The 25,806-nt window shown below is 65.1% G+C and carries 33 protein-coding genes; 16 read left to right on the forward strand and 17 right to left on the reverse strand.

Annotation, left to right across the window (positions count from 1 at the left end; translation table 11 throughout):
• Nucleotides 1–128: 128 nt before the first annotated feature.
• Genes gvpM through BSG17_RS03465 form a run of 8 tightly spaced genes read right to left on the reverse strand, consistent with a single transcriptional unit; the run spans nt 129 to nt 4,436 of the window.
• Nucleotides 129–368, reverse strand: coding sequence for a gas vesicle protein GvpM (gene gvpM / locus BSG17_RS03430; RefSeq protein ID WP_089821081.1), 240 nt, complete (start codon nt 366–368; stop codon nt 129–131).
• Nucleotides 349–1,179, reverse strand: a complete 831-nt coding sequence (gvpL, locus tag BSG17_RS03435) for a gas vesicle protein GvpL (protein ID WP_089821082.1) — start codon at nt 1,177–1,179, stop codon at nt 349–351. Before gvpL ends, gvpM begins: the two co-directional genes overlap by 20 nt.
• The gene (gene gvpK, locus BSG17_RS03440) at nt 1,172–1,498 is read right to left on the reverse strand and encodes a gas vesicle protein GvpK (RefSeq protein WP_089821083.1); all 327 of its coding nucleotides are present in this window, start codon (nt 1,496–1,498) and stop codon (nt 1,172–1,174) included. Before gvpK ends, gvpL begins: the two co-directional genes overlap by 8 nt.
• A complete protein-coding gene (gvpJ, locus tag BSG17_RS03445; protein ID WP_089821084.1) occupies nt 1,495–1,971 on the reverse strand; it encodes a gas vesicle protein GvpJ in 477 nt (158 codons plus the stop codon). The genes gvpK and gvpJ overlap by 4 nt, the downstream gene beginning before the upstream one ends.
• Complete coding sequence (locus tag BSG17_RS03450; protein WP_089821085.1) at nt 1,964–3,070, reverse strand: hypothetical protein; 1,107 nt, start codon at nt 3,068–3,070, stop codon at nt 1,964–1,966. The genes gvpJ and BSG17_RS03450 overlap by 8 nt, the downstream gene beginning before the upstream one ends.
• Nucleotides 3,063–3,560 (reverse strand): alpha-crystallin domain-containing protein, encoded by a 498-nt coding sequence (locus BSG17_RS03455; protein ID WP_089821086.1) that lies wholly within the window; start codon nt 3,558–3,560, stop codon nt 3,063–3,065. Before BSG17_RS03455 ends, BSG17_RS03450 begins: the two co-directional genes overlap by 8 nt.
• On the reverse strand, nt 3,557–3,808 hold the full coding sequence (gvpG, locus tag BSG17_RS03460; RefSeq protein WP_089821087.1) for a gas vesicle protein GvpG: 252 nt from the start codon (nt 3,806–3,808) through the stop codon (nt 3,557–3,559). The genes BSG17_RS03455 and gvpG overlap by 4 nt, the downstream gene beginning before the upstream one ends.
• A 1-nt stretch (nt 3,809) precedes the next feature.
• Nucleotides 3,810–4,436, reverse strand: a complete 627-nt coding sequence (locus BSG17_RS03465; RefSeq protein ID WP_089821088.1) for a GvpL/GvpF family gas vesicle protein — start codon at nt 4,434–4,436, stop codon at nt 3,810–3,812.
• A 118-nt stretch (nt 4,437–4,554) separates the two neighbouring features.
• On the opposite strand from BSG17_RS03465, the gene gvpA reads away from it, so the two are divergent.
• The 5 genes from gvpA to BSG17_RS03490 all read left to right on the forward strand — a co-directional run bounded on the left by gvpA (nt 4,555) and on the right by BSG17_RS03490 (nt 7,914).
• The gene (gene gvpA / locus BSG17_RS28575; RefSeq protein ID WP_089821089.1) at nt 4,555–4,869 is read left to right on the forward strand and encodes a gas vesicle protein GvpA; all 315 of its coding nucleotides are present in this window, start codon (nt 4,555–4,557) and stop codon (nt 4,867–4,869) included.
• 43 nt (nt 4,870–4,912) lie between these two features.
• A complete protein-coding gene (gene gvpO / locus BSG17_RS03475) occupies nt 4,913–5,620 on the forward strand; it encodes a gas vesicle protein GvpO (protein WP_089821090.1) in 708 nt (235 codons plus the stop codon).
• Between the two features lie 72 nt (nt 5,621–5,692).
• Entirely contained in the window at nt 5,693–6,673 is a 981-nt protein-coding gene (locus BSG17_RS03480) for an MBL fold metallo-hydrolase (RefSeq protein ID WP_089821091.1), read from the forward strand.
• A gap of 77 nt (nt 6,674–6,750) precedes the next feature.
• Nucleotides 6,751–7,503, forward strand: coding sequence for an NRDE family protein (locus BSG17_RS03485; protein ID WP_089821092.1), 753 nt, complete (start codon nt 6,751–6,753; stop codon nt 7,501–7,503).
• 57 nt (nt 7,504–7,560) lie between these two features.
• On the forward strand, nt 7,561–7,914 hold the full coding sequence (locus BSG17_RS03490; protein WP_089821093.1) for a helix-turn-helix transcriptional regulator: 354 nt from the start codon (nt 7,561–7,563) through the stop codon (nt 7,912–7,914).
• Nucleotides 7,915–8,063: 149 nt separating this feature from the next.
• On the opposite strand, the gene psmA is transcribed toward BSG17_RS03490, so the two are convergent.
• The 4 genes from psmA to BSG17_RS03510 are packed head-to-tail and all read right to left on the reverse strand — an operon-like array spanning nt 8,064 to nt 10,658.
• Nucleotides 8,064–8,837 carry an archaeal proteasome endopeptidase complex subunit alpha gene (psmA, locus tag BSG17_RS03495; RefSeq protein WP_089821094.1) on the reverse strand — a complete coding sequence of 258 codons (774 nt, stop codon included), beginning with the start codon at nt 8,835–8,837 and terminating at the stop codon, nt 8,064–8,066.
• A 6-nt stretch (nt 8,838–8,843) separates the two neighbouring features.
• Nucleotides 8,844–9,323: an Rpp14/Pop5 family protein gene (locus BSG17_RS03500; protein WP_089821095.1), complete on the reverse strand. Its 480-nt coding sequence runs from the start codon at nt 9,321–9,323 to the stop codon at nt 8,844–8,846.
• Nucleotides 9,320–9,982, reverse strand: coding sequence for a class I SAM-dependent methyltransferase (locus tag BSG17_RS03505; protein WP_089821096.1), 663 nt, complete (start codon nt 9,980–9,982; stop codon nt 9,320–9,322). The genes BSG17_RS03500 and BSG17_RS03505 overlap by 4 nt, the downstream gene beginning before the upstream one ends.
• Entirely contained in the window at nt 9,966–10,658 is a 693-nt protein-coding gene (locus BSG17_RS03510; protein WP_089821097.1) for an RNase P subunit p30 family protein, read from the reverse strand. The genes BSG17_RS03505 and BSG17_RS03510 overlap by 17 nt, the downstream gene beginning before the upstream one ends.
• 256 nt (nt 10,659–10,914) lie before the next feature.
• On the opposite strand from BSG17_RS03510, the gene BSG17_RS03515 reads away from it, so the two are divergent.
• The 7 genes from BSG17_RS03515 to BSG17_RS03545 all read left to right on the forward strand — a co-directional run bounded on the left by BSG17_RS03515 (nt 10,915) and on the right by BSG17_RS03545 (nt 16,933).
• A complete protein-coding gene (locus tag BSG17_RS03515; RefSeq protein WP_089821971.1) occupies nt 10,915–11,991 on the forward strand; it encodes a glucose 1-dehydrogenase in 1,077 nt (358 codons plus the stop codon).
• Complete coding sequence (gene gfcR, locus BSG17_RS03520) at nt 11,978–12,628, forward strand: transcriptional regulator GfcR (RefSeq protein ID WP_089821098.1); 651 nt, start codon at nt 11,978–11,980, stop codon at nt 12,626–12,628. Before BSG17_RS03515 ends, gfcR begins: the two co-directional genes overlap by 14 nt.
• A 73-nt stretch (nt 12,629–12,701) precedes the next feature.
• Nucleotides 12,702–13,046, forward strand: coding sequence for a glutaredoxin family protein (locus BSG17_RS03525; protein WP_089821099.1), 345 nt, complete (start codon nt 12,702–12,704; stop codon nt 13,044–13,046).
• Nucleotides 13,047–13,169: 123 nt separating this feature from the next.
• Nucleotides 13,170–13,736, forward strand: a complete 567-nt coding sequence (locus tag BSG17_RS03530; RefSeq protein ID WP_089821100.1) for a DUF7110 family protein — start codon at nt 13,170–13,172, stop codon at nt 13,734–13,736.
• Nucleotides 13,737–13,898: 162 nt separating this feature from the next.
• On the forward strand, nt 13,899–14,870 hold the full coding sequence (locus tag BSG17_RS03535; protein WP_089821101.1) for a phosphoadenosine phosphosulfate reductase family protein: 972 nt from the start codon (nt 13,899–13,901) through the stop codon (nt 14,868–14,870).
• Nucleotides 14,871–14,990: 120 nt separating this feature from the next.
• Nucleotides 14,991–15,941, forward strand: coding sequence for a phosphoadenosine phosphosulfate reductase family protein (locus BSG17_RS03540; protein ID WP_089821103.1), 951 nt, complete (start codon nt 14,991–14,993; stop codon nt 15,939–15,941).
• Between the two features lie 281 nt (nt 15,942–16,222).
• Nucleotides 16,223–16,933, forward strand: coding sequence for a diphthine--ammonia ligase (locus BSG17_RS03545; RefSeq protein ID WP_089821105.1), 711 nt, complete (start codon nt 16,223–16,225; stop codon nt 16,931–16,933).
• Between the two features lie 35 nt (nt 16,934–16,968).
• Here the strand turns inward: BSG17_RS03545 and BSG17_RS03550 are convergent, their stop codons facing one another.
• The gene (locus BSG17_RS03550; protein WP_089821107.1) at nt 16,969–17,937 is read right to left on the reverse strand and encodes a nucleotidyltransferase family protein; all 969 of its coding nucleotides are present in this window, start codon (nt 17,935–17,937) and stop codon (nt 16,969–16,971) included.
• A 103-nt stretch (nt 17,938–18,040) separates the two neighbouring features.
• On the opposite strand from BSG17_RS03550, the gene BSG17_RS03555 reads away from it, so the two are divergent.
• The 3 genes from BSG17_RS03555 to BSG17_RS03565 all read left to right on the forward strand — a co-directional run bounded on the left by BSG17_RS03555 (nt 18,041) and on the right by BSG17_RS03565 (nt 19,827).
• Entirely contained in the window at nt 18,041–18,325 is a 285-nt protein-coding gene (locus BSG17_RS03555) for a transcriptional regulator (protein WP_089821109.1), read from the forward strand.
• A gap of 88 nt (nt 18,326–18,413) precedes the next feature.
• Nucleotides 18,414–18,695: a DNA-directed RNA polymerase subunit L gene (locus BSG17_RS03560; RefSeq protein ID WP_089821111.1), complete on the forward strand. Its 282-nt coding sequence runs from the start codon at nt 18,414–18,416 to the stop codon at nt 18,693–18,695.
• Nucleotides 18,696–18,807: 112 nt separating this feature from the next.
• Nucleotides 18,808–19,827, forward strand: coding sequence for a lysylphosphatidylglycerol synthase transmembrane domain-containing protein (locus tag BSG17_RS03565; RefSeq protein WP_089821113.1), 1,020 nt, complete (start codon nt 18,808–18,810; stop codon nt 19,825–19,827).
• Nucleotides 19,828–19,865: 38 nt separating this feature from the next.
• On the opposite strand, the gene BSG17_RS03570 is transcribed toward BSG17_RS03565, so the two are convergent.
• The 4 genes from BSG17_RS03570 to BSG17_RS03585 form a co-directional block, all read right to left on the reverse strand.
• Complete coding sequence (locus BSG17_RS03570; RefSeq protein WP_089821116.1) at nt 19,866–20,420, reverse strand: DUF1684 domain-containing protein; 555 nt, start codon at nt 20,418–20,420, stop codon at nt 19,866–19,868.
• Between the two features lie 61 nt (nt 20,421–20,481).
• Nucleotides 20,482–21,294: an imidazole glycerol phosphate synthase subunit HisF gene (gene hisF / locus BSG17_RS03575; protein WP_089821118.1), complete on the reverse strand. Its 813-nt coding sequence runs from the start codon at nt 21,292–21,294 to the stop codon at nt 20,482–20,484.
• Between the two features lie 625 nt (nt 21,295–21,919).
• Nucleotides 21,920–23,644, reverse strand: coding sequence for a glycoside hydrolase family 13 protein (locus tag BSG17_RS03580; protein WP_089821120.1), 1,725 nt, complete (start codon nt 23,642–23,644; stop codon nt 21,920–21,922).
• An 86-nt stretch (nt 23,645–23,730) separates the two neighbouring features.
• Entirely contained in the window at nt 23,731–25,506 is a 1,776-nt protein-coding gene (locus tag BSG17_RS03585; RefSeq protein ID WP_089821121.1) for a glycoside hydrolase family 13 protein, read from the reverse strand.
• A gap of 63 nt (nt 25,507–25,569) precedes the next feature.
• Between BSG17_RS03585 and BSG17_RS26730 the strand changes: the two genes are divergently transcribed.
• Nucleotides 25,570–25,737: a DUF7550 family protein gene (locus BSG17_RS26730; RefSeq protein ID WP_170864700.1), complete on the forward strand. Its 168-nt coding sequence runs from the start codon at nt 25,570–25,572 to the stop codon at nt 25,735–25,737.
• The last annotated feature ends 69 nt before the right edge of the window (nt 25,738–25,806 follow it).

Below are 25,806 nucleotides of genomic sequence, written 5' to 3' on the forward strand. Positions count from 1 at the left end.
AGGACGGCTACGATATGCCACGCTTTCAATGTATCGGGAAACCGAGCAAAATCAACTCTGGCTGCTCTCCGAACGAGCGTCTCGCCATCGAGCGGTGAGAAACGAGAGGCGAGAAACGACGTGAGCGGCTACTCCAGCCGCTGGCCGGCCGTCTCGCGGTTTCTGAGTCGCTGGGCCTCGTCCCAGTCCTCGAAGATGCCGTACTCCGTCATCGTCGTCATCCCGGCGAGCGCCGCGCGGAGTTTGAGACCGACCAGCGGGATGTCGGCGACGGCGATGACGACGTCGGCCTCGATGACCGCTCCCTTCCGGAGGATGACGTCCACGAGGTCGACGAGCGCGTCGTCGTCAGACTTCGTCGGACGCATCGGGTCCCTCCTCTCCGAGTTCGGGTGTGAACGTGTACGGCGGCCACGGACCGGTGAACCGGACCTCGATGCCGGGATCGGCGGCGACGTCGTCGAGCAGCAGTCCGACGGCCTCCTGTTCGTCGTCGGTCGCGAGGACGGCGAAGCGCGCCAGCACGTCGACCTCTTCGTCGGCCCCGCCGACGTCAAGGCCGACCGTCGACCGCTCGCCGAGGTCGACGAGCTCCGTCACCTCGCTCCCGATGCGCTCAGCGAGGTCGGCCGCCTCCGCGCGGCGCTGTTCGCTCAGCAGTTGGTCGAGACGCGTCTCGTACTGTTTGTTCAGGAGGAACCCCGTCCCTTCGTCGGCGGAGTCCCGACGCTCGGCGAGCTGCTGCAGTTCGTCGTCGGCCGCTTCAAGTTCCTCGCGTGCGGCGTCCTCGTCCCAGACGACCTCGATGCGGTACTCCCAGCGCCCGGCGAGCGCCTCGAGGTGGTCCGTCAGCGTCGCTTCCTCCTCGCGGAGCCACGACCGGACCGCCTCGTCGTCGCCGCGGACGATCGTGTCGAACTGGAACGGCAGCGGCGTCCCGAACGCCTCGCCCGCGTCGTCGACGACCGACTGGTGGGCGAGGATCCACCGCTGGATCTCCGTCGCGGAGTCCGAGTCGTACAGGGAGCTGCAGTCGTGGACGACGGCGACGAGGCCCGCTTCACGGATCACGCGGACCTGCTCGTCCTCGAGTCCCGTCGTCGACAGCGACCCGTCGCCGTCGGTGACGACACAGTAGAGGTATCGCCCCTCGTCGAACGAGGTCTCGGGCTCACTCACGGGTCATCTCCCCCAGCACCGCGCCGCGGCGGTCGTGGTCCATCTGTTGAACGGCGTCCGAGACGAGCGAGTCGAGGTCGCCGCGCAGGCGGTCGACGTCGTCGTCGATCCCCTCTTCCTCTTTGAGTCGCTCCAGTTCGTCCTCCATCGCCGCGAGCTGTCGGCCGAGGCGCTCGATCTCCTCGTCCGTGAGCGACCCCGACTCCATCCGGCGGATCGCCTCCCGTTCGAGCGCGTCGACCAGCAGTTCGACGACGGTGACGACGAGCGTCGTCAACCCGTTGGTCGCCTCGTCGCCGTCGATGTCTATCGTCGTCATCGGTCGTCGGTGCCGTCTGTCTCCGTCGTCTGCTCGGCGGCCCGTTCGTCCGTCGTCTCGTCGTCTTCGACCTCGTCTGCGTCGGTCCCGTCGTCGGGTGACTCCGCTTCGTCGCTGGCGTCGGCGTCGGTGCCGGTCTCGACGACCGTCTCCTCGTCGGTCGTCTCTTCTTCTTCCTCGGGGTCGACGGTGCCGACGCGCGTCGACAGGCCGCGCTCGGGTGGTTTGCGGAGGTCGCGCCGCTGGGACGCCTCCTCGACGCGTTCCATGTCGGTCCCCTCGGGGAACTCCAGCCCGTACTGGGAGGCCGTCTCGAACGAGGCGATCGCCGCCCGGAGTTTGATGCCGAGCAGCTCCGTCTGTCCGACCGAGACGGCGATGTCGGCGTTGATGACGACGCCTTTGTCGAGGAGCATCTCCACGACGTCGGCGAGGCTGTCCTTCTCTCGGGTTGGGGCTGTTCCGTTAGTCATCGTCGTTTTCACTCCGTTCGTTCGCGTCGTCGAACCGCTGGCCGTAGATGCGCGGGCGGTTCGGCGCGTTCGAGTAGCGCGTCTCCTCGGGCACCGTCGAGAAGCGGGTCGATCCGCCGAAGTCCGACCGTGACGTGGGCATCGTCGAGACGGCGGTCGGGTTCCGCGAGTCCGGCTGTCCCGCCGGCTCGGTTCGCTCCTGGTTCTTCTCGACGATCTTCTCGAGTCGCTCACGGGCGTCGAGGATGCTCCCGCGGAACTCTCCGACCGAATCGCTGATCTGCTTCTGGATGGCCGCCTGCTTCGATTCGTCGGTCTCCAGCATCCCGAGTTCGGGTTTCGACAGTCCGTCGTCCTCGTCCGCGGCGTCGGCCGCCGCCTCCTCATCGTCACCGACGAGGTCGGCGGCGTCGTCAAGCAGCCCGTCGTCCGTCTCGTCGTCGTCGGCCGCCGCCTCCTCATCGTCGTCACCGACGAGGTCGGCGGCGTCGTCAAGCAGCCCGTCGTCCGTCTCGTCGCCGTCCGGCTCCTGCTCGAACACGTCCTCGACGGCGTCGTCGAGCTCGCGTTTGTTCCGCCAGAACTCGCGGACGTCGACCGCGTCCCAGAGGTCGGTGAGTTCGATCAGTTCGTTGAGGTTCCGCAGTTCGATCGCCTGTTTCGGGTCGCCGCTGGCGACGGCGTCCGGCAGTTCGTCGGTGTCGACGGTGTCCGGGAGTTCGCTCGCGTCGATCGCGTCGGGGAGTTCCTCGAAGTCGACCGTTCCCAGCAACTCCTCGGCCTCGCTGGCGACGACGCGGAGATCCTCGAAGATCTCCGCGGCGCGTTCCTGCGACTCGGGGTCGTCGTCGAGGTCGAGCAGTTCGCGCAGGAGCGCCTCCGTCTCCTCGACGAGTTCGCCCGCATCGACGACGTTGTCGGTGGCCGCGTCGACCGCCTCCTCGACGGCATCTGGGGCGTGTTCGACGGTGACGACGTCCTCGACGTCGTCGTCTCCGTCCGTAGACTCCGATTCGTCTGTCGACTGCGACTCTCCGTCTCCGTCGGGCGTCTCCTCCTCTGTCGTCTGCTCTTCGTCGTCGGTAGTATCCTCACTCATGGGTCTGGTCTTCCTCGGCTTCGAGGTGGAGTTCGAGTATGCCGTTTCGGTACGCGCCCGCGACGACCGTCAGTCCGCGACGAGGCATGTCGACGCGCGTGAAGACGGTGTCGTCAGTGCTGTCGTCTGTGCCGACGACGAGCGTCCGTCCGTCGACGCCGGTGACGACCGTGTGGCCCTCGGCCTCCGGCAGGTCCAGGTGGACGATGAACCCCTCGTCGGTCTCGCGGATGCTCGTCGGCGAGTCCGGCGACACCTCCGGACGCGGCGTCCGCTCGTCCATCTCGTCGTGACGGGCGTGTCCGATGTGGATGGAGTAGTCAGCGATGCCACGGTCGGAGCTCACGCGTCCCCGTCGGGTCGACTCGCCCTGCTGTTCCATCTCCTGAAGCGTCTCCAGGAAGCGACGGAGCGAGCCGAGAATCCCGCTCTCGCGGTCGGGTCGATCCTCCGGGCTGTCGTCCGATCTGTCGGGTGTGTCGTTCGTCATCGTTTCACCTCGACTCTCCCCTGGAGGTTCTCGTGGGCCGCCTCGGCGACCTCCAATCGTTCCTCCAGTTCGGTTCGTCGCTCGCGGTACTCGGCCTCGGAGCGCTCGCCGAGTTCGTAGAGCAGTTGGTTCTCCTTGAGCTCGTCGCGGATCGCGTCGAGGTCGTGGATCTCTTCGACCGCCATCGAGTGGATGGTGTTGAGCAGCGAGACGAACGGCTTGAGGAGGAGGTCGTCGACGAGGAGCATCTCACTGTGCCGCCCCGATCTCGATGTCGACGAAGTTGTACGGCGCCCATGGGCCGCTGTACTGGACCGAGAGGTCCTCGTAGTCGTCCCGAACCGCCTGGACGGCCTCCGAGAACGCCTCCTGGTCGTCGTAGTCGACGAGGTACGCCCGGTTCAACACGAGCCGGTCGCTGAAGAGGTCGTTCTTGACGTCACGCTCTGCGGCCGCCGTGAGTCGGTCGGCGACGTCCTGGAGGATCTCCTCGTCGACGGTCTCGCCCTCGTCGACGACGACTTTGACGCCGAGTTCGACCATCCCGTCGACGTCGAGCAGTGCCTTCCGGAACGCGCGACGGCCGCTCCGGAGGACGCTCTTGAGCGTCCGTCCGGTCTTGAACACCATCCCGAACTGCATCGGGACGACGGTGCGGCCGTCGCCGGCCTCGATGACTTCGCGAAGCACCTCGTCGTGTGCGCGGACGTTCTCGTCCGACCGTTCGGGTTCGAGCTCGTCGATGTCGCTGACGACGGCCGACAGCGTCCGGTACTGGACCGTCCGGATCGGCGTCCCACCGTTGACGCCCGAGACGTCCAGTTCGAACTCCTCGTCGTCGACGACGCCGTAGGTGTAGAGATGATTTTCACTCATGGGGCCACGCTATCGGTATAGCTTCTCCCAGCGCACGGGTATGGCTTTCGGCCGGCGGCGGAGACTGTGAGTAGAGACGGCCAGTGTAGTTAAAAGGGAGGCAAGAGTCGACCCTAGTATGCCCGCATCAGCATCACCAAACTCGTCAAGCCTCGCGGAAGTGCTCGACCGCATCCTCGACAAGGGGATCGTCATCGACGTTTGGGCACGGATCTCCGTCGTCGGTATCGAGATCCTGACGATCGAGGCGCGTGTCGTCGCCGCGTCGGTCGACACGTTCCTGACGTACGCCTCCGAGATATCGAAGATAGAGCAAGCCACCCAGACTGGCGACCTGGACGACATCCGCGACCTCGAGATCGAGACGACCTCGGCCCGGAAACACGAGCAGACGATCGAGAAGAGCCGAGCGGGCGTCGAAGCGTCGTCCTAACGGCGTCGCCTGCTGACCACTCACCCAACCGAGGTTTAGTTTCGTGACAACGGACATAGACGAATCGGCAGATATCGAATCAATCGACGGCATCGGGCCGAAGACAGCGGAGGCACTGGCGGACGCAGGCGTCGAGACGGTCGGAGATCTGCGCTCGATCGACCGGAGCGAACTGTACGATATCGAGGGCATCGGTGCGGCGACGGCGTCGCAGCTCTTCTCATTCGTCGACGGGGACACGTCGGACGGAGACGACGAGACCCGAGAAGGCGCCGAGTCCGACGAGGAAGAGTCTGAAACCGACTCGGAGACCGAAGGTGACGAATCCGAATCTGACTCGGAGACCGACGCCGACGCCGAGTCCAGCAGTGACGAATCCGCCCCCGACTCGGAGGCCGACGCCGACGCCGAGACCGAAGGTGACGACGAAGACGTGGCAGACGACACAGCTACAGACGACACGACCGACGACGGAGCGTCGACGGGATCGGTCGGCTTGCTCGACATCCGCAACCAGACCGTCGAGTTGGCCCCCGACCTCATCAACCGAGACCTCGACGGGATCATCGAGGTGACGCAGCGCGGCGACCAGTGGGTGTCGGTCGTCGAGATGATCGAACGGAAGTCCGTGCCGGACACGCAGGACATCCTCGGCCGGTACGAACTGGAGTTCGACGAGGCGGGGACGCTCACGGGGTATCGCCGCGTCAACCGCTACCGACGCAACGAGTCGAACCCCGACGAGTTCTGATCCCCTCGTCCCACCGCTCTTCCGACGTGAAATGAGGAACCCTCATAGTTCCGCGTCTCGACCCGCGAACGTATGAAGCGCATCCAGCTCGGCAACACCGTCTTCGAGGGGAAGAACGACGTCTACCTGCTCGACGGCGACCGAACGGTCCTCGTCGACGTCGGCGTCTCCCTCCCGGACGTGCGCGAACAGTTGCGCGACGGACTCGCCGCACACGATCTGACCGTCGCCGACGTCGACGAGATCTTCCTCACACACTGGCACCACGACCACGCCGGCCTCGCCGGCGAACTCCAGCGAGAGAGCGGTGCCACCGTCCGAATCCACGAGGCAGACGCACCGCTCGTCGCGGGCGACGAAACCGCGGAGAACGACGACGACGAGCGCCTCCGGGCGGCGCTCGACGACTGGGCGATGCCCGTCGAGTCGCGCGAACGGCTGCTGTCGTTTCTCGACTCCCACGACGAACTCGCCGGCGAGGACGTCGACGTCACCCCCTTCACCGACGGCGAGACGTTCGACGTGAACGGACGGACGCTCGAGGCGGTCCACCTCCCGGGCCACGCCGCCGGCCTCTCCGCATTCGCCTTCGACGGCGAGTCCGGTCGCGAGGCGTTCGTCGGCGACGCCATCCTCCCGAAGTACACCCCGAACGTCGGCGGCGCGGACCTTCGCGTCGACTCGCCGCTGGCGCAGTACGTCGACAGCCTGCTGCGACTCGTCGATCTCGATCTCGCCCGCGCGTGGCCCGGTCACCGCGACGTCATCGACGACCCCTCGGCCCGCGCGCTGACCATCCTCGACCACCACCGAGAACGCACCGAGAACGTCGTGAGCGTCCTCGCCGAACACGGCCCCTGCGACACCTGGACCGTCAGCGCCCACCTGTTCGGCGACCTCGACGAGATCCACATCCTCCACGGCCCCGGCGAGGCGTACGCCCACCTCGATCATCTCGCCCGCCACGGCGTCGTCGAGCGCGACGGCCGCGAGTACGAACTGGTCGACGAGACGGTCGACGTCGACGCGCTGTTCCCGGCCGTCGAGCGCTGATCGGGGCACAGCTCCTCGATTCGACTCGCGGCAGTTCACCACTCACTGTTATTTTGGCCCCATCCCTACCTGCCCCCGTGTGCACACTCACTATCGCGTGGCAGGTGTTCGAGGACGCGCCCGTTGCCGTCGCCGCCAACCGCGACGAGGCGGTCGACCGACCGTCGGAACCGCCGGCGAGGATCGAGGACGACCCGGCTGTCGTCGCCCCGCGCGACGTCGACGCGGGCGGGACGTGGGTCGGCTACAACGAGTATGGGCTCTTCGTCGGGATCACCAACCGCTGGGTGACGGGACTCGCGAGCGAGCGGTCGCGCGGCTTGCTCGTCCGCGACGCGCTCGGACAGGAGAGCGCCGAGGCGGCGCTCGACCTCGTCGCCGACGCCGTCGACGCCCACGAGTACGAGGGGTTCAACCTTGTCGTCGCCGACGCCGACGCGGCGTACCTGCTGGAGTGGGACGGCCACCTGCACGTCCGCCAGTACGACCCCGGCGTCCACGTCGTCGTCAACGTCGGCACCGACGACTCGTTCTTCGTGCCGGACCGCCGGCCGGAGATCGGACGACGACAGGCCGCGAACGCCCGCGCCGTCCGCGACGCGCTCCGGCCCGAGGCGGGCGAGACGGCCGACGCGTGGCTCGACCGCGCGGCCGACGTCCTCGCCGACCACGAGTACGGCGTCTGCATCCACGCCGAGCGGTACGGGACGCGCTCGTCGTCGCTCGTCAGACTCGGACGCGACGACGACGGGACGCTCCGGGCGGGCTATCGGTTCGCGCCGGGGCCACCCTGCGAGACGGACTATCTGCCGGTGGAAAGCCAAATATAAGGAGGGGCCACCTCCTTGTAAGAGTATGAGCGAGCACACGACGTCGGGGTGGTTCGCGTGAGCGCCTCCGAGACGGAAGCCGAGCTCTCGGAGGACGAGCGTGCCGGACTCGAACTCATCCGCCAGTCCGGCGGTATCCACCAGAGCGACTTCTGGAAGGAGTTGGACGTCTCCTCCCGGAAGGGGAGTCGGATCGCCGAGGCGCTGGCCTCGACAGGACTCATCGAGCGCGAGGAGACGGTCTACAACGGACACAACACCTTCTACCTCCAGCCGGCGGCGAAGGATCTCGACTTCTCACTTCTGATGGCGGGCGACATGCTCTCGCCGTTCATCGGCGAGGAGGAGATCAACGCCAACAGCGACGCCTTCTCGCAGTGGCTGATGAACCTCGCGTACGACGACTACTGACGCCGGAGTTCCGTTCGAACGGCCGTCCTCCGTTTTCGCTGGGAAACCAGACGAGAGAGCGACAGCCGGTGCCGTCGCTCGTCGTGATCCTCACACGGCGGTCGCTCGGCTACTGAGATACCGAGAACGAAAGAACGGGTCGGCGGGACTTACTCTTCTTCCTCTGGCTCTTCGTCGGCGGCGGCGTCCTCGCTGGCGAGCACGTCGTGCTCGGCGAGGATGTCGGCGAGTTCCTCCTCGGAGGGCTGGCTGAACTCCTCGGTCTCGACGTCGACGGTGGCGACGCCGATACCGGTGGGCGAGAGACCTTCCTCGTTGACCTCGCCGAGCGCTTCGACGGCGAGACCGACACCGGCGTCGAGGTCCATGTCCTCGCGGTAGTGTTCCTCGAGGTAGTCGCGGATCTCGGCGCGGTCCGCACCGATGGAGACGGCCTTCCACTCGTAGGGCGTTCCGGAGGGGTCCGTCTCGTAGAGCCGGGGCGTCCCCTTCTCGACGCCGGCGATGAGGAGGGCGACGCCGAACGGACGAGCGCCACCGACCTGCGTGTACTGCTGGATGTGGTCGGTGATCTCCTTGGTGAGCGTCTCGATACCGATGGCCTCACCGTAGCGGAGGCGGTTGACCTGCGCCTGCCGACGGGCGAAGTCGATGAGTTGGCGCGCGTCGGCGACGTGGCCGGCGCTCGCGACGCCGATGTGGTCGTCTGCCTTGTGAATCTTCTCGACGCTGGACGGCTCCATCAGCGGCGATCCGCTGCGTTTGTCCGCCGCGAGGACGACGCCGTCCGCCGTCCGGATGCCGATGCTCGCTGTCCCTCGCTTTACCGCCTCACGTGCGTACTCGACCTGGTAGAGGCGTCCGTCGGGCGAGAAGATGGTGATGCCGCGGTCGTACGCTTGCTGTTGCGCTTGTCCCTGCATAGAGTATCACTCGAAATCGAGTTCCGTCGCTCCCACGAACCCCGACGGAAGACGGACGTCGAGGACCGTATCCCGTGCCAGGGCGGTCCGGTCGGCGTTCGCGAACACGACGCTTCTCTCCTCGGGAACTCCGGCCGGGCGTCGTAAATACCTTTCTTCACAGGCACGTACCGTGCCCGAGACGCCGCGCACCCGGAGGCCGACCGGCTGTCCGTCGACCTCGTCGATACAGGCCAGCGCCGCGCGCACCTCCGAGACGTGTCCGCGACGGGCTCTAACGACCGTCTCGCCGACGCCGCCAGAGAAGTGGAAGTCCAGCACCGTCAGGTCGGCGTCGGCACTTCCTGCGTCGCCGACGAGGTTCTGGGCAGCGAACCACAGTTCGCGCTGGAACGACCCGCGCGAGAGGTCGGCGTCCGGCCACGTCTCGAGCTCGACGGCGAGATACCGCCACCGCGGTCGGATATGTTTCGGGAGGTGTTTCATTCGGCGTCGCCGACTCCGTCGACTTCGCCGCGCTCGCCGCTCTCGTCGGGATCGTTCGCCCGTTCGGCGACCAACACGCCCACCTGGTCGTGGACACGCTCGACGGCGGTGAGTGCGAATCCGGCGTCCGTGAGCGCGTCGGCGAGCGTTCCGACCGTCGCCGGGTCGTCGACCTCGGGGCTGTAGAACGGGTCGTCGGGGTTCGGTTCGCCGAAGAACATCACGTCGCCGAGGACGAACCGTCGAGGACGGAGGTCGGCGACGACCCGGATCGCCTCGCGCTTCTCCTCGTCGGAGAGGTGGTGCATCGCGAAGTTCGAGACGACGATATCGACATCGTCGTCGTAGTTCGGGTCACGGAACCGTCCTTCGCCGAACTCGACGTTCTGGATACCGCGCTCGGTCGCTTTCTTCCGGGCCTGTTCCATCATTCCCTCGCTGATGTCGCGGCCGACGACGCGCTTCGCGTTCGGGGCGAGTGCGAGCGCGATGGCACCGGTTCCGGTGCCGAGATCGAGGACGACGTCCTCCGGACCGGGATCGGCGTAGTCGACGACGAGCGAGGCGCAGGCCTTGTACTCGTCGCTCGACTGAGACTCGTCGTAGTCGGCGGCTATCTCGGAGAAGCGGTCGGCGTGTTCCTCAATCGTCTTCTTCATATCTGCCCCGTTCGACACCCGGGGCAATGAACGACTCGGACGTCAGTCGCCGGTTCCGCTCGGCGAGTCGCCCCCACTCGGCGAGTCCCTCGCGGATCTGGTCTTCGGAGAAGCCGATCGTCTCGCCGACGGCGACGAGTTCGCGTGGCGCACGGAGTTGGAGATGCGACTGCGGTGTCGCGCTGACGACGTAGGGCGCGTCGTACTGCTCGACGAGTTCGCGCAGCTTTCGGAGGTTTCTGATCGCTCGGACGCGGTGGCCGCCGTCGAGACGGAGCACGGGGCCGAGGTCGAACTCAACGCGAACGCCGTTCTCGTTTGCCGCCCGCGCGAGGACGTGGTTGAAGTCCCCGTCGTCGGCCATCGGACGAGTGAGCACGTCCACCCGCTCCTGCTCGACGGCGAACCGGTTGAGGGCGTTCGTCCCGCCCCGAAGCAACAAGAGCGTCGTCTTGGGTCGGTAGTTGCCGATGCCGCCGCTGGCCTGATCGGGCGTGTCGGCGACGACTTCGACGCCGTCGACGACGTCGTAGCCGGCGTCGCGGAGCGTGGCGTAGTCGGGCGTCGCCTCGCGAGCGCGGACTACGACCCCCTCGTAGCCGTAGCGGGCGGCCGTGTCGGCGAACCGTGCTGCCGTACTCTGACCGTCGGGGTACGCGTAGACCGCCTCGTACATGGGTAGACGATGGCGACTCTGGGGTTTGGTGATTACGGTTCGGGGAGCGAGAGCGCGGTGGAACGAGCGCGGTCGCTCGCAGCAAAAGGGGAGTCAGAAGGTGGCACGGGTGCGGTGAGCACCGAGGTGGCTGGCTGGTACATGCGCGGACGAACGCGACTGGGGCTGGACAGTACGCGTCCGGATGCTCACCGACGTTTGACTCTTTACTCGAAATAGAATAAATGTTTTGGTGATGGACTTCAGAGAGGGAGGTATGAAAGCCATCGCAGTTCGTGAAGGAACGAGCACTCCGGTAGTCATTGACAAGCCCATTCCGGAGCCACAGGAAGGAGAGGTACTCGTGCGGACGCTTCGCGTCGGCGTCGACGGCACCGACCACGAGGTCATCAGCGGCGGCCACGGTGGGTTCCCGGAGGGAGAGGACCACCTCGTCTTGGGCCACGAGGCGGTCGGCGTCGTCGAGGACCCGAACGGAACGGAGTTCCACGAGGGCGAGGTCGTCGTCCCGACGGTCCGGCGGCCACCGAACGGCACCAACGAGTACTTCGAGCGCGGTGAACCCGACATGGCGCCCGCGGGTCAGTATCACGAACGCGGTATCGTCGGCGCACACGGGTTCATGGCGGAGTACTTCACCAGCCCCGTCGACTCGCTCGTCCGGATCCCGCCGTCGCAGGCGGAGATGGGGTTCCTCGTCGAACCGATCTCGATCACGGAGAAGGCCGTCGAACTGGCCGAGGCGTCGCGGTCGTCGTTCGGCTGGGAGCCCGAGTCGGCGCTCGTGCTCGGCAACGGGAGTCTCGGACTGTTGACGCTGGCGATGCTCGACGACGACGAGAACTACGAGCGCCTCTACTGTCTCGGCCGTCGGGACCGTCCCGACCCGACCATCGACATCATCGAGGAGTTGGGGGCGACGTACGTCGACTCTCGACAGACGCCGGTCGACGAAGTTCCCGACGCACACGAGGAGGTGGACTTCGTCTACGAGGCGACGGGCTACGCAAAACATCCGTTCGAGTCGGTCCACGCGCTCGCACCGAACGGTGTGGCCGCGCTGCTCGGCGTCCCGAGTTCGTGGGAGTTCGAGATCGACGGCGGGGAGTTCCACGAAGAGATGGTGCTGCACAACAAGGCGATGGTCGGCAGCGTCAACTCCAACGTCCGGCACTTCGAGGCCGCCTCGCGGACGCTGACGACGGTGTCCGACTGGTTCCTCGACGAACTCGTCACTGGGGTGTACGGAATCGACGAGTTCGAGCGGGCGTTCGACGATGGGGACACCATTATAAAAACCGCCGTCCAATTCAGCGCGTATGAAGAACGTTGACGACCTCATCGCGAGTGCCGCCGAGTTGGCCGAGCGAGGGCTGTCGAAAGGTGAGATCGCAGACGAGTTGAACGTCTCGCGGGAGACGGCGAGTTGGCTCGTCGAGCGCAGCGGCGCGTCGAGCACGCCCGACCTGTCGAACGACGAGACGAGCGAGCGGTCCGGCGGTCCCTACGACATCCACGTCGACTGGAGCGCGCTCGGCCGCGACAGCACCCGACTGACGTACCTCAGTCAGGCGATGGCCGACCTGCTGTCGAAGGAGGGCGAAGAGGTCGACCTCACCGTCGGTATCGAGAAGGCGGGCGTCCCGATCGCGACGGTCGTCTCGCGGGAACTCGACACGGACCTCGGCGCGTACGCCCCGCGCAAGCACCAGTGGGAGGAGGGTGACATCGAGGATCTCGGCGGGAGCTTCTCGCGGAACTTCGCACAGATCCGCAATCGCGACTGCTACATCGTCGACGACACCATCACGAGCGGGACGACGATGAAAGAGACCATCGAGGCCGTCCGCGAGGAGGGTGGCAACCCCGTCGCCTGCGCGGTCGTCGTCGACAAACAGGGCGTCGAGCAGGTCGAGGGCGTGCCAGTCCACTCGCTCATCAACGTCGTCCGCGTCGGCGACGACGAGTAGTTCGACCGCTCGAAGGACTTCAGAGTCGAACGGTGACGCAACCCCTTTGTCAGTCGCTCCCCTACGAGTCCGTATGACCTTCCAACCCGGAAGCGACCTCAGCGGCGAAGAGGTACAGGAGCGCGTCGACGACGCTATCGAGAACAACCACATCGTTCTGTTCATGAAGGGCAACCGGCTGATGCCGCAGTGTGGCTACTCGATGAAGGCGGTCGAACACATCGGCCAGTACGAAGATGAGTTCGAGACGATCGACGTGCTGCCGGCGCTCGACCACTACCGTGCCGCACTCGAAGACCACAGCGGTTGGGAGACGATCCCGCAGACCTACGTCGACGGCGAGTTCGTCGGCGGGAGCGACATCCTCGAGGAACTCGACGAGCGCGGCGAGCTAGAAGAAACGCTTGCCGGTAACTGATTCTCGTCTCCGGGGACCGAGCCGAAGCAAAGAGTAGGTCTAATAAGCCTACGGCCCCAACAGACGGGTAGGTGCAGTTGGATTAGCGTCGCGGGCGTTGCAATCAACCACTTCCAGTAACCCATGTCAGGCCGTGTATATCGACTCCACTCGACACTCGAACTGCCTCTCGAAGACGTCGAAACCTACTTCGAGAACGACCCAGACCTCCCGCCGGAGATCGCTGACATCGACATCACGAGGCGGAACAACACACTCATCATCAAGGCGGTGGCGTCCGACGAGAGCCTGAGCAAGTACACCCCGACGGCGCAGTTGAAGGCGAGCGTCAGCGAGACGCGCGTCTACGAGGAGGAGCCGCCACGCCCGGGCGGCCCGCAGTGGGGGCAGGAGGAAGAAGAGGAGATCCCCTCGGAACTCGTCGAGTTCGCCTGCTTCAAGGGCGACCGCGAGACTGTGCTCCAGAATACGGCGCTGCAGTACCCGATGTTCCTCGTCCTCCGCGACATCGCACGTCAGGCCGAGAAGGGGACGCTGACGGCGATCACCGAACTCGACGGCGAACTGCAGGCGACTCGCATCGTCGAAGGCGACCAACGGCCGGCGAGCATCGAAGTCGTCGAGACTCCCTCGAAGGAATCCAACAGCGGAAACGGTGTCAACTGGCGCGACAACAAGTTCATCAGTTAGAGTTCGCGTCGCGAGCGACGCCCGTGGTCTTCACCACACCCCTCTCCGTTTCGGTACCCGACCGTCTACAACGACCCGCTCAGCCGTGTGTGGCGGTATCATTCGTCAATCAGCTCGTCGGGCAAAAAGCACTTTAGGCTGCTAATTATATCTCATTACACGATGGCAGCGAACTTCCCGGACTACCTCGACATCGACTACAGCGACGGCGAGGGCGAGACGCCCGAGGACTATCCGAGCATCAACCACAAACTCGAGAAGGCTATCGAGGTCACGAAGCAGGGTCTCGAACAGTACGAGAACCCGGCCGTGATGTGGACCGGTGGCAAAGACTCCACGCTCACGCTCTACTTCGTGAAGGAAGTCGCGGAGCGCTACGACCTCGAACTGCCGCCGACGGTGTTCATCGACCACTTCCAGCACTTCGACGAGCTGATGGACTTCGTCGAGCACTGGGCCGACGAGTGGGACCTCGAAGTCGTCTACGCGCGGAACACGGACGTCGGCGACTACGTCGACGAGAACGGCCTCACGCCCGGCGACGACATCCCGATCGAGGACCTCTCGGAGCACAACCAGCACCACGTCCGCAACATCCTCGAGTACGAGGAAGACACCTTCCCGTTCCTGCTCGACACCTACGTCGGCAACCACCTGCTGAAGACGGTCGCGCTCAACGACGCGCTCGAGACGCACGACATCGACGGCATCATCTCCGGCATCCGCTGGGACGAGCAGGAGGCTCGTGCCGACGAGACGTTCTTCAGCCCGCGTCACGACCCCGAGATCTACCCGCCGCACGACCGCATCCAGCCGATCCTGCAGTTCGACGAGGCCGACGTCTGGGAGACCTTCTGGCACTTCGTGGTGCCGGAGACGGTCGAGGAGTTCCCGGACGACGGCTACGTCCCGCAGGACTACGACGACCTGCCGAACGGTCTCAGCCACGAGGACATCCCGGTCTCCCCGAAGTACTTCGAGGGGTTCCGCTCGCTCGGCAGCGAGATCTCGACGGACAAAGCCGACTCCGAGCCCGCGTGGCTCCAGGACCTCGACAACACGACCGAACGCGCCGGCCGCGCCCAGGACAAAGAGGACCTGATGGAGCGCCTGCGCGACCTCGGCTACATGTGAAGTCGGCCGCGTAACACGCCGACAGCTGTCTCCTCCCGTTTTCGCCACCGACGAGCCGTGGCACTGCTACGCAGTGGCGACGCAAACGTGATGCTCTCTGCGAACGATTCGTAGTGTGATATGACCAGCTTCCCCGAGTATCTCGACCTCGACTACACAGCCGGTGCCAACCAGACGGCCGCGGACTACCCCTCTCTGCTCGACAAGATGGCGAAGGCCACCGAGGTGACGCTCACCGCGCTCCGACAGTACCGCAAGCCAGCGGTGATGTGGACCGGGGGGAAGGACTCGACGCTCGTCCTCTACGTCGTCCGCGAGGTCGCTCGCGAGCACGACTTTGCGGTGCCGCCGGTCGTCTTCCTCGATCACTTCGAACACTTCGACGAGGTCGAGACGTTCGTCCGCCACTGGGCCGATGAGTGGGACCTCGACCTCGTCTGGGCGGCGAACGAGGACTTCCGACGACTCGGCGTCGCGCCCGGCGAGTCCATCGCCGTCTCTGACCTCAACGAGACGAACCGCCGCGAACTCGCCCGTCTCGGCTACGAGGGCGACGAGTTCGTCCTCGACGCCGACTCCTTCGAGGGGAACCACCTGCTGAAGACGGTCGCGCTCAACGACGTCGTCACCGAACACGGCTTCGACGGCATCTTCTCGGGCGTCCGCTGGGACGAACAGGAGTCCCGAGCCACGGAGACGTTCTTCTCGCCCCGCCACGACTCGGAGAAGTACCCGCCGCACGACCGCGTCCACTCTATCCTCCAGTTCGACGAGGGCGACGTCTGGGACGCCTTCTGGCACTTTGTCGTCCCCGACACCGTCGAGGGCTACCCGACCGGTCACGTCCCGGAGAGCGCCGACGACCTCCCGAACGGCCTCACCGCACGCGACCTCCCCGTGAGTCCGAAGTACTTCGAGGGGTTCCGCTCGCTCGGGACGGAGTCGGGGTCGGGCAAGAGCGACGACCGCCCCGCGTGGCTGCAGGACCTCGACAACACGACCGAACGCGAGGGCCGTGCTCAGGACAAGGAGAATCTGATGGCGCAGTTGCGCGACCTCGGGTACATGTAGCGCGACCTTTTTCAGCGCCGGGAATCGCACGCCTTCGGCGTGCTCAACCCGGCTAAAAAATGTCGCCTTCGCGGTTCTACCGCGAAGGCTCGGAAGACGCGACGCGTCTTTCTTCGATCAAAAAGCCCGTGAGGCTCACTTTTTTGCCTCACGGTCCACAGATAGGATTCAACCGCAACCACACCCACCTGCACCGACAACCACACACCTGTTTTCAAGTGTTTCAGTGCTGCACCGGCAACCGCAGACTGTTTAACGCAATCGTCGCTTACTCCGAGGCAATGACCGACGACTGGGTGAGTCTCTTCTCCGGCGGCAAGGACTCCGCGTGGGCGCTGTATCGGGCACTCGAAGAGGGGCTGAACGTCTCGCGACTTCTGACCGTCCACCCGGACGGCGATTCCTACATGTACCACGTCCCGGAGACGCGACTCGCACGCCTCGTCGCCGAGAGCGTCGGCATCGACCTCGTCGAGGTCGAACCCGGCGACTTGAAGGCCGAGTCGGCCGAGGACTCCGGCGCGCAGGGCGACGCCGAACTCGAACCGCTCGAAGCCGCCCTGACCGAGTTGCAGGACGAACTCGACCTCGCGGGCGTCACCGCCGGGGCCGTCGAGAGCGAGTTCCAGACGCACCGAATCGAAGGGATGTGCGACCGACTCGGCATCGACCTCTTTGCTCCCCTTTGGCAGGAAGACCCGCGCGAACTCGCCGACGCGATGCTCGACGCCGGGTTCGAGATCGTGATCGTCCAAGTCGCCGCGGGTGGGCTGGACGAGTCGTGGCTCGGACGGACGCTCGACGAGGAAGCCCTCGGAGAGCTGGAGGAACTAAACGAGAAGTACGGCGTGCACATCCTCGGTGAGGGTGGAGAGTTCGAAACGTTCGTCGTCGACGGCCCGCACATGGAGCGTCGTATCGAACTGGAGTACGACACCGAGTGGGACGGGACGCGCGGGCGGATTCGGATTACTGACGCTCGGTTGGAGTAGGCGAGACGACTGAAAAGGCTGCTTCGAGGGCGATGTTAGACGTCGTCGGTGATCTTCGTGTGTGCACCGATGAGCGCGCCGGCGAACTCTAGTCCCTCAATTCGGGTCCCTTCGTCGATGATGGAGCGTTTGATGTCGGAGTCGACGATGGTCGTATCGGCGAAGACGATGGTGTCGTCGAGTGTGGAGTCGGTGACGGACGCGCCGGCCATCACGTGGACGTTCTCGCCGAGTTCGGAGTTCTCGATAGTCGCCGTCTCGTCGATGTAGTTCTCGCCGCCGAGCTGCCAGGCGACCGCATCGAGATAGCTGTCGGGCGTGCCGATGTCGAACCACGCGCCGTCGAACGTGAAGGCGTGGACGTCCTCCTGGGACTGGAGCCACTGGATGAACCAGCCGGGTTCGTCGGGGTTGTTGCCGTCTTCGAGATAGTCGGAGAACTTCGGGAGGTCCTCACGACGGAACGCGTAGCAGGCGATCGAGACGAGCGTGCTCTTGGGATCCTCGGGTTTCTCCTGGAAGTCGACGACGCGCTCGCCGTCGAGTTCGACGAGGCCGTACGACTTCGCCTTGTCGTAGGAGCCGACGTCGTAGGCGGCGAGCGCGGGCGTCCCCTTGGACTCGAAGTAGTCGATGAACTCCGACATCTCGAAGCTCAGGAGATTATCGCCGGCGACGACCAGCAGGTCGTCGTCGACGCCCTCGCGTTCGATGAGTTCCTCGATCGCGCCGACGACGCCGAACTTCTCGTCTTCCGCGCGCGTCTCTTCGACCGAGAGTGTGGGTTTCTCGTAGTCGCTCTCCGCGAGGTACTCATCGAACTCCTCGGCGAACGCCTCGTTGGTGCTGACGAACACCTCGTCGACGCGGTCGTCTTCCTCGAGGTCCTCGAAGATGATGTCGATGACCGTATCCTCACCGACCGGTAGCAACATCTTCGGGCGGTGCTTCGTGATGGGCCACAGCCGGGTCGCGTACCCGCCGGCTAGCACTACGGCTTTCATATCTGTCCACTTTCGCCCCGGTAGTATGGTTCTTTCCCCCGCGACGAATAGCGCAATCGCACAACAGGAAACGGTTTGTCCCATCGGCCACTACTGTCTCCCGATGGACGCGACGACGACGCGACAGCGAATCGCCGAGACGCTCCGCGAGAACCCTGCGACGGCGAGCGACCTCTCCCAGACGGTCGGCGTCCCTCGGTCGTCGGTGTACGACCACCTCCCGCACGTCGCCCAGTCGCTCGACGACACCGACGAGCAGTTTCTGGTCGCACCGCCGGAGTGTCGAAACTGCGGATTCAGCGCCTTCGACGACCCGGTAAACTACCCCTCGCGGTGTCCGGACTGTCGCAGCGAGAGCATCGAGGAGGCCGTCTTCAAGATCGAGTAGCCCGCCGGTCCGTCGGTCTCGGCGCTCTCGAAGACGTGGACACCACGCTATCGACAAGTTGAAACACGCGACGAGAGAAACCAGAGGCATGGAACTGCGGGTCATCGAGAAGACCGACGAGGAACTCCGCATCGAGATCGCCGGCGAGGATCACACGTTCATGAACGTGCTCAAGGGCGCACTGTTGGAGACGGAGGGCGTCGCCGCCGCGACGTACGACGTGAACCCCGAACAGTCCGGTGGACAGACCGACCCTATCCTGTCGGTCAAGACGGAGTCGGGCGTCGACCCGCTCGACGCCGTCGCCGACGGCGCACGGAGCGTCCGGGAGATGACCGACTCCTTCCGCGACGCGTTCACCGCCGCGTAGTCCGAGCGGCCGATAGACACAACCCTCTCCCGCTGTTCGTCTCTCTTAGAAGCGGGACCTCACCGACTCTGTCGTCGCCGGTGAGCGACTGCCAACGAGGAACGCCTTCAGGATGTCTCAGGTTGCACGTACGACAGTCGATCGAGAAACCGGTGTAAAAGTCCTCGCGAGTTTCGCTGCTGCCAGCGTCTTGCTGTACTTCTTCGGCGCCGTCATCGGATGGGGCGAGATCATCGCGACGCTCAGGAAGGCGAAACTCGAGTGGCTGGTGGTGGCCTGTCTGTCGTCGACGCTCTGTCTCGTCATCTGGGCGAAGTCGTGGGACGTCATCTTCGGGGCCGTCGACGTCGACATCCCCCTCAGTGCGCTCGTTCCGACCTACTTCGCGGGGACGTTCGCCGACTACGTGACGCCGTTCGGGAAGGCGGGCGGTGGACCGTTCATCGCCTACATCCTCTCGACGGACGGCCGCGTCTCCTATCAGGAGAGCCTCGCCGGCGTCGTCATCGCGGATCTGCTCAACATGCTGCCGTTCTTCACGTTCGCCGGGTTCGGGTTCGTCGCGCTGTTCGTTCAGGGGTCCGTCCCGCCGCGGGCGGAACCGCTCGTCGGCGGACTCGCCCTCCTGGCGTTCGGGATCCCGGTGGCCGTCTACCTCGGCTGGCGACACCGCCAGGTGGTCGAGCTACTCGTCGTCGGCCTCTCACGGCCGATCGCCGCCCGTACCAGCCGTGTCGACGTGGACTCGCTCAAAGACCGCGTCGACGAGTTCTACGACCGTCTCGACCGCATCGCCGCCCACCCGAAGGAGCTCGCCATCACGCTCGCGTACTCCTACGTCGGCTGGCTGTTCTTCGCCGCGCCGCTGTTCCTGGCGGGACAGACGATCGGCGTCCACATCGACCCAGCGCTCGTCCTGTTCATCGTTCCGGCCAGCACGCTCGCCGGCGTCGCACCCACGCCCGGCGGTCTCGGCGGCGTCGAGGTCGCCATCGTCGGCCTGTTGGTCGCGCTCACGACGGTCAACACGGCGACCGCCGCGGCCATCGCGCTCGTCTATCGCGTCGCGAGCTACTGGTACGTTCTCGGTCTCAGTGGGATCGCCGCGCTCTACGAGATCTACACCCACTGAGCGCCGCACACTGACCGACCGAGAAGCGCCCTCCGGGCTCAGTTCGTCGGCGGTTCGTACGTCTTCTCGCCCGCGCGGATCTCGACGTCGAGCCAGTTGGCCATCGGGACGAGCGGACACTCGTAGGCCTCGTTGTAGGCACAGAAGGGGCTGTACGCGCGGTTGAAGTCGACGACCCACCGCCCCTCGGCGGTTCGGTCGTCGGCGTCGAGTTCGAGATAGCGACCCGCCCCGTACGTCTCCTCGCCGCTGGTCTCGTCGCGGAACGGGAGCCAGAACCCCTCGTCGTCCGCGCCGCGGCTGTAGACCTGCAGCGTGCAGTCGTCGCCGTCGACGGTGAAGCCGAACTCGCCCCACTCGACGTACTCGCGTTCGCCCTCGGTCGTCGTCGCGACGGTAATCGTCTCTTTCGTCTCGTGTTCTCGGATCTCGACCTCGAAGCGGTAGTCGGGGTCCGGGTCGAAGTACGACAGCCCCTCGAACCCATCGCGCTGGTCGGCCGGGAGCGGCGACTGCGGATGATCGCGGAAGAACTCGTCTTTGTCGGCGCGGTGGCGCTCCAGATCGTCCCGCCAGCCCTTGGGTGTGGTCATCGACTGTGGCGTACGGCGGCGAGTAGCTTGAACGTTCGGCGGTGAGGCGTTCGGCGCTCGGCTACAGCCGAACCGGAACGTCACGCTCGTCCAAGTACTCCTTGACGTCCTGGATCGAGTACTCGTCGAAGTGGAAGATGGAGGCCGCGAGACCGGCGTCCGCGCCGGCTTCGGTGAACACCTCGTACATGTCCTCGGGGCCGCCACAGCCCGAGGAAGCGATGACGGGCGTCGAAACGTCGTCACAGACGGCCTTCGTGAGCGGGATGTCGTAGCCGTCTTTCGTCCCGTCGGCGTCGATGGAGTTGACGAACAGTTCGCCCGCGCCGCGGGACTCGGCCTCGCGGGCCCACTCGACGACGTCGATTCCGGTCCCCTCGCGGCCGCCCTTGATCGTACACTCGAACCAGCAGGACTCGCCGTCGACGTCGGCGTAGAACTCGCCCTTCTCGTCGAAGCGACGGCGGGCGTCGACCGAGATGACGATACACTGGTTACCGAACGCCTTCGCGCCCTCCTCGACGAGCTCGGGGCGCTGGAGCGCGGCGGTGTTGATAGAGACCTTGTCCGCACCGGCGCGGAGCGTCTCCTTGATGTCCTCCTTCGTGCGGATGCCGCCGCCGACGGTCAGCGGGATGAACACCTCGTCTGCGACCCGCGAGACCGTATCGAGCATCGTCGCCCGCCCCTCCGCGGAGGCAGTGATGTCGAGGAAGACGAACTCGTCGGCCCCGGCCTCGTTGTACCGTTTGGCCATCTCGACGGGGTCGCCGGTGTACTGCAGGTCCTCGAAGTTGACACCGGTGTAGACCGCGGGGTTGCCGTCCTCGTCTAAGTCGACGTCGATACAGGGGATGATGCGCTTCGTCAGCATTTGAGTGAGTGAGGCTTCGTCAGTTGCGGGTTTGACGGTTTCGACTACGGCAGGTCGAGTTCGCGTCCGACCGTCGGACGAAGCCGCGCCTCGAGGGTCGATAGAACGGGAGTGTCAGGCAGCCGCACGTCTCCGCTTGCCCGGAGGTGACGTTTTGGAGGGTGATGCGTGCACTGCCTGACGTGAGGTCGGTGCCGTCGTCCGGTCGGGGGACCGCCGACGACGAGTCACCGACGGGACGGGAGTCTGCCTCGCATCACCCGTCGATGGGATGGGATGGGATGGGATGGGATGGGATGGGATGGGATGGGATGAGTACCTCTGACGTGCGACCCGTCGTCCGTGTACGTCGTTGGGTCGCATCGGAATGACCGTTCTCGACGAGTATAATCTACTTGGCCGTCTCGGAACCGTCAAGCTACAATCGTGGGTCTCGTCCCCACGCGAATGCGCAAACGGTATAGCACAGAGTCCACATAGTCGTTCGTCTCGAAGGCTTCTACGTCGGCGGCAGCAATCGATCCCCGCGAGAACGACGGCGGAGCGGAGACGTTTACGCCAACTCGTACGTTTACGCCAACTCGTACGTTTACGCCAACTCGTACGTTTACGCCAACTCGTACGTTTACGCCAACTTGTACACCCGCGCCTCCCACGGCTGGAGGTCGGTCGGGTCGACGCTGTCGACGTCGTCGATGTCGTCGTAGTTGGCGGCGAGCAGGTCGGCGTCGGCACCGGCGACCGACGCCGGCGGTTCGAACTGCGTCGACGTGTCCGACACGTTGAGTGCGACGAGCGCCTGTTCGTCGCCGAGAGTACGCGTGAACACCCACAGATCATCGTGGTCCGGGAAGAACAGGTCGTAGTCGCCGTAGACGAGCACCTCGCAGTCGTGTCGGAGATCGACCAGCCCTCGGTAGTAGTGCCACACCGAGTCGTAGTCGTCGCGTTCGGCCTCGACGTTGACCACCTCGTAGTTCGGGTTGACCGGGATCCACGGCTCGCCGTCGGTGAAGCCGGCGTACTCGTCGGTGTTCCACTGCATCGGCGTCCGCGCGTTGTCGCGACTGCGACGTCGGACGACGTCCAGCAGCTCGGCCTCGTCGGAGAACCGACCGTCCTCGCGGGCCAGACGGACGTTCTTCAGCGTGTCGACGTCGCGCACCTCGTCGAGACTCTCGAAGGGGTAGTTCGTCATCCCGAGTTCGTCGCCCTGGAAGACGTACGGCGTCCCCTGCAGTGTCATGAGCAGCGTCCCGAGCAGTTTCGCCGACTCGGCGCGGTAGACGCCGTCGTTGCCGAATCGCGAGAGGATGCGCGGCTCGTCGTGGTTGCCGAAGAAGATCGCGTTCCACCCCTGGTCGCCGAGCCCCTCCTGCCAGTAGCTCATCGCCCGCTTCAGCTCCGGGAGACCGAACGTCCCGTGGCTCCACCGACCGTTCGGGCCGAAGTCGAGTCGCAGGTGGTCGAAGGTGAACGCCATCGACATCCCGTCTTCGGCGTACGATCGCGCCTGTTCGGCGTCGATCGCCGCCATCTCGCCGACCGTCACCGCGTCGTACTTCTCGATGACCTTCTCGTGCATCTCCGAGAGGTAGTCGTGGATGTGCGGGCCGTTCATGAAGTGGTCGGCACCGACGACGAGCGCGTCCTCGTCGTCGCTGTCCGGCAGCCCCTCGGGCTTCGACAGGAGGTTGATGACGTCCATCCGGAAGCCGTCGATCCCCTTCTCCAGCCACCACTCCATCATGTCGTAGATCTCTTCGCGGACCGCCGGGTTCTCCCAGTTGAGATCCGGCTGTTTCTGGTCGAAGATGTGGAGATACCACTCGCCGGTCTCCTCGTCGTAGCTCCAGGCGGGACCGCCGAAGAACGACTCCCAGTTGTTCGGCGGTGCCTCGCCGCTCGGTCCGTACGGGCCGCCCTCACGGTCGACCTTTCGGCCTTCGCGCCAGATGTAGTAGTCGCGATACTCGTTGTCTTTCGACTTCCGGGACTCCTGGAACCATTCGTGTTCGTCCGAGGTGTGGTTGACCACGAGATCCATGATGAGTTTGATGTCGCGGTCATGCAGTCCCTCCAGCAGCTCCTCCCAGTCGCTCATCGACCCGAACTCGTCGTCGATGGCGCGGTAGTCGGCGATGTCGTAGCCGTTGTCGGCACCGGGAGACTCGTAGACGGGGTTGAGCCAGACGACGTCGACGCCGAGATCGTCGAGATAGTCCATCTTCTCGACGACGCCGGGAAGATCCCCGACGCCGTTTCCGTCCGTATCGTTGAAGCTCCGCGGATAGACCTGATAGATGACAGCTTCCTTCCACCACTGTCGGTCGATGTCTGGCCCGGTCATTAGCGATACTCGCCGCTGGGTATCCTTTGATTCATCGGTTCGTTAAACGTATGACAGTGAGAAACAGAGTTGTGAGGACGAAAGTCTCAGGACAACCGGTAGACTCGCGCCTCCCACGGGCGGAGGTCGAACGCCGTCGGATCCGTGCCGACGTCGTCGTAGTTGGCGATGAGCAGTTCGGTGTCGAGAGCGTCGATCTCACCGGCGTGCAGCGGTAGTTCGTCGGTGTAGTCGGCCGTCGAGTGCGTCTCGTCCTCACGCGGGAGTCGGAACTGCTGTTCTTCGCTCGTGAAGTTCAACACGACGAGCAGCCGCTCGTCGTCGAGCGTCCGCGTGTACGCCCACAGGTCGGTGTGACTCGGCCAGAGGTCGTCGTAGCTGCCGTAGACGAGGACGTCGTAGTCGCCGCGGAGGTCGATGAGGTCGCGGTAGTAGTGGAACACCGAGTTCTCGTCTTCACGGGCGGCCTCGACGTTGATCTCCTCGTGGTTGGGGTTCACGTCGAGCCACGGTTCGCCGTCGGTAAAGCCGGCGTGTTCCTCGTCGGTCCACTGCATCGGCGTCCGCGCGTTGTCGCGGCTCAGCATGGCGACCGAGTCGCGAACCGACTCGAAGCTGTCGACGACACCCTCCTCGATGGCGTTCCGGACCGGGTTGAGCGTGTCGACGTCCTCGAAGTCGTCGAGGCTCTCGAAGGGGTAGTTGGTCATCCCGAGTTCCTCTCCCTGGTAGACGTACGGCGTCCCGTGAAGAGTATGCAGCAGCGTCCCGAGCAGTTTCGCCGACTCGACGCGGTACTCTCTGTCGTCACCGTACCGGGAGACCATCCGGGGTTGATCGTGGTTGTTGAGGTAGTTGCTGTTCCACCCCTCGCCCTCCAGCCCCTTCTGCCAGTGACGGAAGATATCTTTCAGGTCGGTCAGATCGTAGCCGTGGTACTCCCAGATGTCGCCACCGCGATCGAGCAGGACGTGATCGAAGTGAAAGAGCATGCTGAGGCCGTCGCCGTCGCGGCCGACGTACTGCTGGGCGTCGTCCATCGACACGTCGCCGACCATCTCGCCGACCGAGAGCAGGTCCTCGGAGAGGACGCGGTCGCCCATCTCGCCGACGTACTCGTGGATCTTCGGCCCGTCGAACGTCGCGTCGAACCCGTCGGGAGTCGGCGGGTCGTTGTCGGTGACGCTCGGCGGCTTCGAGATGAGGTTGATGACGTCCATCCGGAAGCCGTCGATCCCCTTCTCCAGCCACCACTCCATCATGTCGAACACTTCCTCCCGAACCTCCTCGTTCTCCCAGTTGAGATCCGGCTGTTTCACGTCGAAGAGATGCATGTACCACTCGCCGACCTCCTCGTCGTAGGCCCAGGCGGGGCCGCCGAAGAAGGACCCCCAGTCGTTCGGCGGGGCTTCGCCTTCGGGGCCCTGGTGGCCGGTCCAACCGTCGACGTCGGTTCGGCCCTGTCGCCAGAAGTAGTAGTCGCGGTAGTCTTCCTCGCCCGCGCGGGACTTCACGAACCACTCGTGCTCGTCGGAGGTGTGGTTGACCACGAGGTCCATGATGAGCTTGATCCCCCTGTCGTGGAGTCCGTCCAGCAGCTCCTCCCAGTCGGCCATCGTCCCGAACTCGTCCATGATCGACTGGTAGTCGGCGATGTCGTAGCCGTTGTCGGCGTTCGGCGACTCGTAGACGGGGTTGAGCCAGACGACGTCGACGCCGAGTTCTTCGAGATAGTCGAGGCGTTCGACGATGCCGGGGATATCGCCGACGCCGTCGCCGTCGGTGTCGTTGAAACTGCGCGGGTAGATCTGATAGACGACCGCCTCTTTCCACCACTGGCGGTCGATGTCTGCGCTGTCCATAGCTGGTGCTCACACGCCGATGGTATAGTTGTATTTTAGTAGCGGCGAAACTCACGGTGAGATATGAGCGACCACACCGAGGAATACGACAGCCACGATCACGGCGGAAACGAAGCGGGCCGCGTCACGTCCCCGATGCAGGAGTTCTCGATGAGCCAGGTCGGCACGGGCGTCGCCGTGACGCTCGTCGGCCTCGTCGTCGTGTTCGGCGTCCCGCTACTTCTGGGCTGAGACACCCCTCCGTTCGATTTTCCAGCCTCGCACTCGACGCCGGAGCCACGGTGCCGGAGAAGCGAGAAC

This window comes from Halogranum amylolyticum, from assembly GCF_900110465.1.
Lineage (GTDB): Archaea > Halobacteriota > Halobacteria > Halobacteriales > Haloferacaceae > Halogranum > Halogranum amylolyticum.

Coding starts and splice junctions, on each gene's coding strand:
- gvpA (WP_089821089.1), top strand. CDS start 4,555: ATGCCCGCATCAGCATCACCAAACTCGTCAAGCCTCGCGGAAGTGCTC.
- BSG17_RS03455 (WP_089821086.1), bottom strand. CDS start 3,560: ATGACGAACGACACACCCGACAGATCGGACGACAGCCCGGAGGATCGA.
- BSG17_RS03550 (WP_089821107.1), bottom strand. CDS start 17,937: ATGAAAGCCGTAGTGCTAGCCGGCGGGTACGCGACCCGGCTGTGGCCC.
- BSG17_RS03540 (WP_089821103.1), top strand. CDS start 14,991: ATGACCAGCTTCCCCGAGTATCTCGACCTCGACTACACAGCCGGTGCC.
- BSG17_RS03525 (WP_089821099.1), top strand. CDS start 12,702: ATGACCTTCCAACCCGGAAGCGACCTCAGCGGCGAAGAGGTACAGGAG.
- BSG17_RS26730 (WP_170864700.1), top strand. CDS start 25,570: ATGAGCGACCACACCGAGGAATACGACAGCCACGATCACGGCGGAAAC.
- BSG17_RS03570 (WP_089821116.1), bottom strand. CDS start 20,420: ATGACCACACCCAAGGGCTGGCGGGACGATCTGGAGCGCCACCGCGCC.
- BSG17_RS03565 (WP_089821113.1), top strand. CDS start 18,808: ATGTCTCAGGTTGCACGTACGACAGTCGATCGAGAAACCGGTGTAAAA.
- BSG17_RS03535 (WP_089821101.1), top strand. CDS start 13,899: ATGGCAGCGAACTTCCCGGACTACCTCGACATCGACTACAGCGACGGC.
- BSG17_RS03530 (WP_089821100.1), top strand. CDS start 13,170: ATGTCAGGCCGTGTATATCGACTCCACTCGACACTCGAACTGCCTCTC.
- BSG17_RS03555 (WP_089821109.1), top strand. CDS start 18,041: ATGGACGCGACGACGACGCGACAGCGAATCGCCGAGACGCTCCGCGAG.
- BSG17_RS03505 (WP_089821096.1), bottom strand. CDS start 9,982: ATGAAGAAGACGATTGAGGAACACGCCGACCGCTTCTCCGAGATAGCC.
- gvpG (WP_089821087.1), bottom strand. CDS start 3,808: ATGCTCCTCGTCGACGACCTCCTCCTCAAGCCGTTCGTCTCGCTGCTC.
- BSG17_RS03560 (WP_089821111.1), top strand. CDS start 18,414: ATGGAACTGCGGGTCATCGAGAAGACCGACGAGGAACTCCGCATCGAG.
- BSG17_RS03465 (WP_089821088.1), bottom strand. CDS start 4,436: ATGAGTGAAAATCATCTCTACACCTACGGCGTCGTCGACGACGAGGAG.
- BSG17_RS03545 (WP_089821105.1), top strand. CDS start 16,223: ATGACCGACGACTGGGTGAGTCTCTTCTCCGGCGGCAAGGACTCCGCG.
- gvpM (WP_089821081.1), bottom strand. CDS start 368: ATGCGTCCGACGAAGTCTGACGACGACGCGCTCGTCGACCTCGTGGAC.
- BSG17_RS03515 (WP_089821971.1), top strand. CDS start 10,915: ATGAAAGCCATCGCAGTTCGTGAAGGAACGAGCACTCCGGTAGTCATT.
- BSG17_RS03585 (WP_089821121.1), bottom strand. CDS start 25,506: ATGGACAGCGCAGACATCGACCGCCAGTGGTGGAAAGAGGCGGTCGTC.
- gvpJ (WP_089821084.1), bottom strand. CDS start 1,971: ATGACTAACGGAACAGCCCCAACCCGAGAGAAGGACAGCCTCGCCGAC.
- BSG17_RS03510 (WP_089821097.1), bottom strand. CDS start 10,658: ATGTACGAGGCGGTCTACGCGTACCCCGACGGTCAGAGTACGGCAGCA.
- BSG17_RS03450 (WP_089821085.1), bottom strand. CDS start 3,070: ATGAGTGAGGATACTACCGACGACGAAGAGCAGACGACAGAGGAGGAG.
- BSG17_RS03480 (WP_089821091.1), top strand. CDS start 5,693: ATGAAGCGCATCCAGCTCGGCAACACCGTCTTCGAGGGGAAGAACGAC.
- hisF (WP_089821118.1), bottom strand. CDS start 21,294: ATGCTGACGAAGCGCATCATCCCCTGTATCGACGTCGACTTAGACGAG.
- gfcR (WP_089821098.1), top strand. CDS start 11,978: ATGAAGAACGTTGACGACCTCATCGCGAGTGCCGCCGAGTTGGCCGAG.
- BSG17_RS03500 (WP_089821095.1), bottom strand. CDS start 9,323: ATGAAACACCTCCCGAAACATATCCGACCGCGGTGGCGGTATCTCGCC.
- psmA (WP_089821094.1), bottom strand. CDS start 8,837: ATGCAGGGACAAGCGCAACAGCAAGCGTACGACCGCGGCATCACCATC.
- BSG17_RS03580 (WP_089821120.1), bottom strand. CDS start 23,644: ATGACCGGGCCAGACATCGACCGACAGTGGTGGAAGGAAGCTGTCATC.
- gvpK (WP_089821083.1), bottom strand. CDS start 1,498: ATGACGACGATAGACATCGACGGCGACGAGGCGACCAACGGGTTGACG.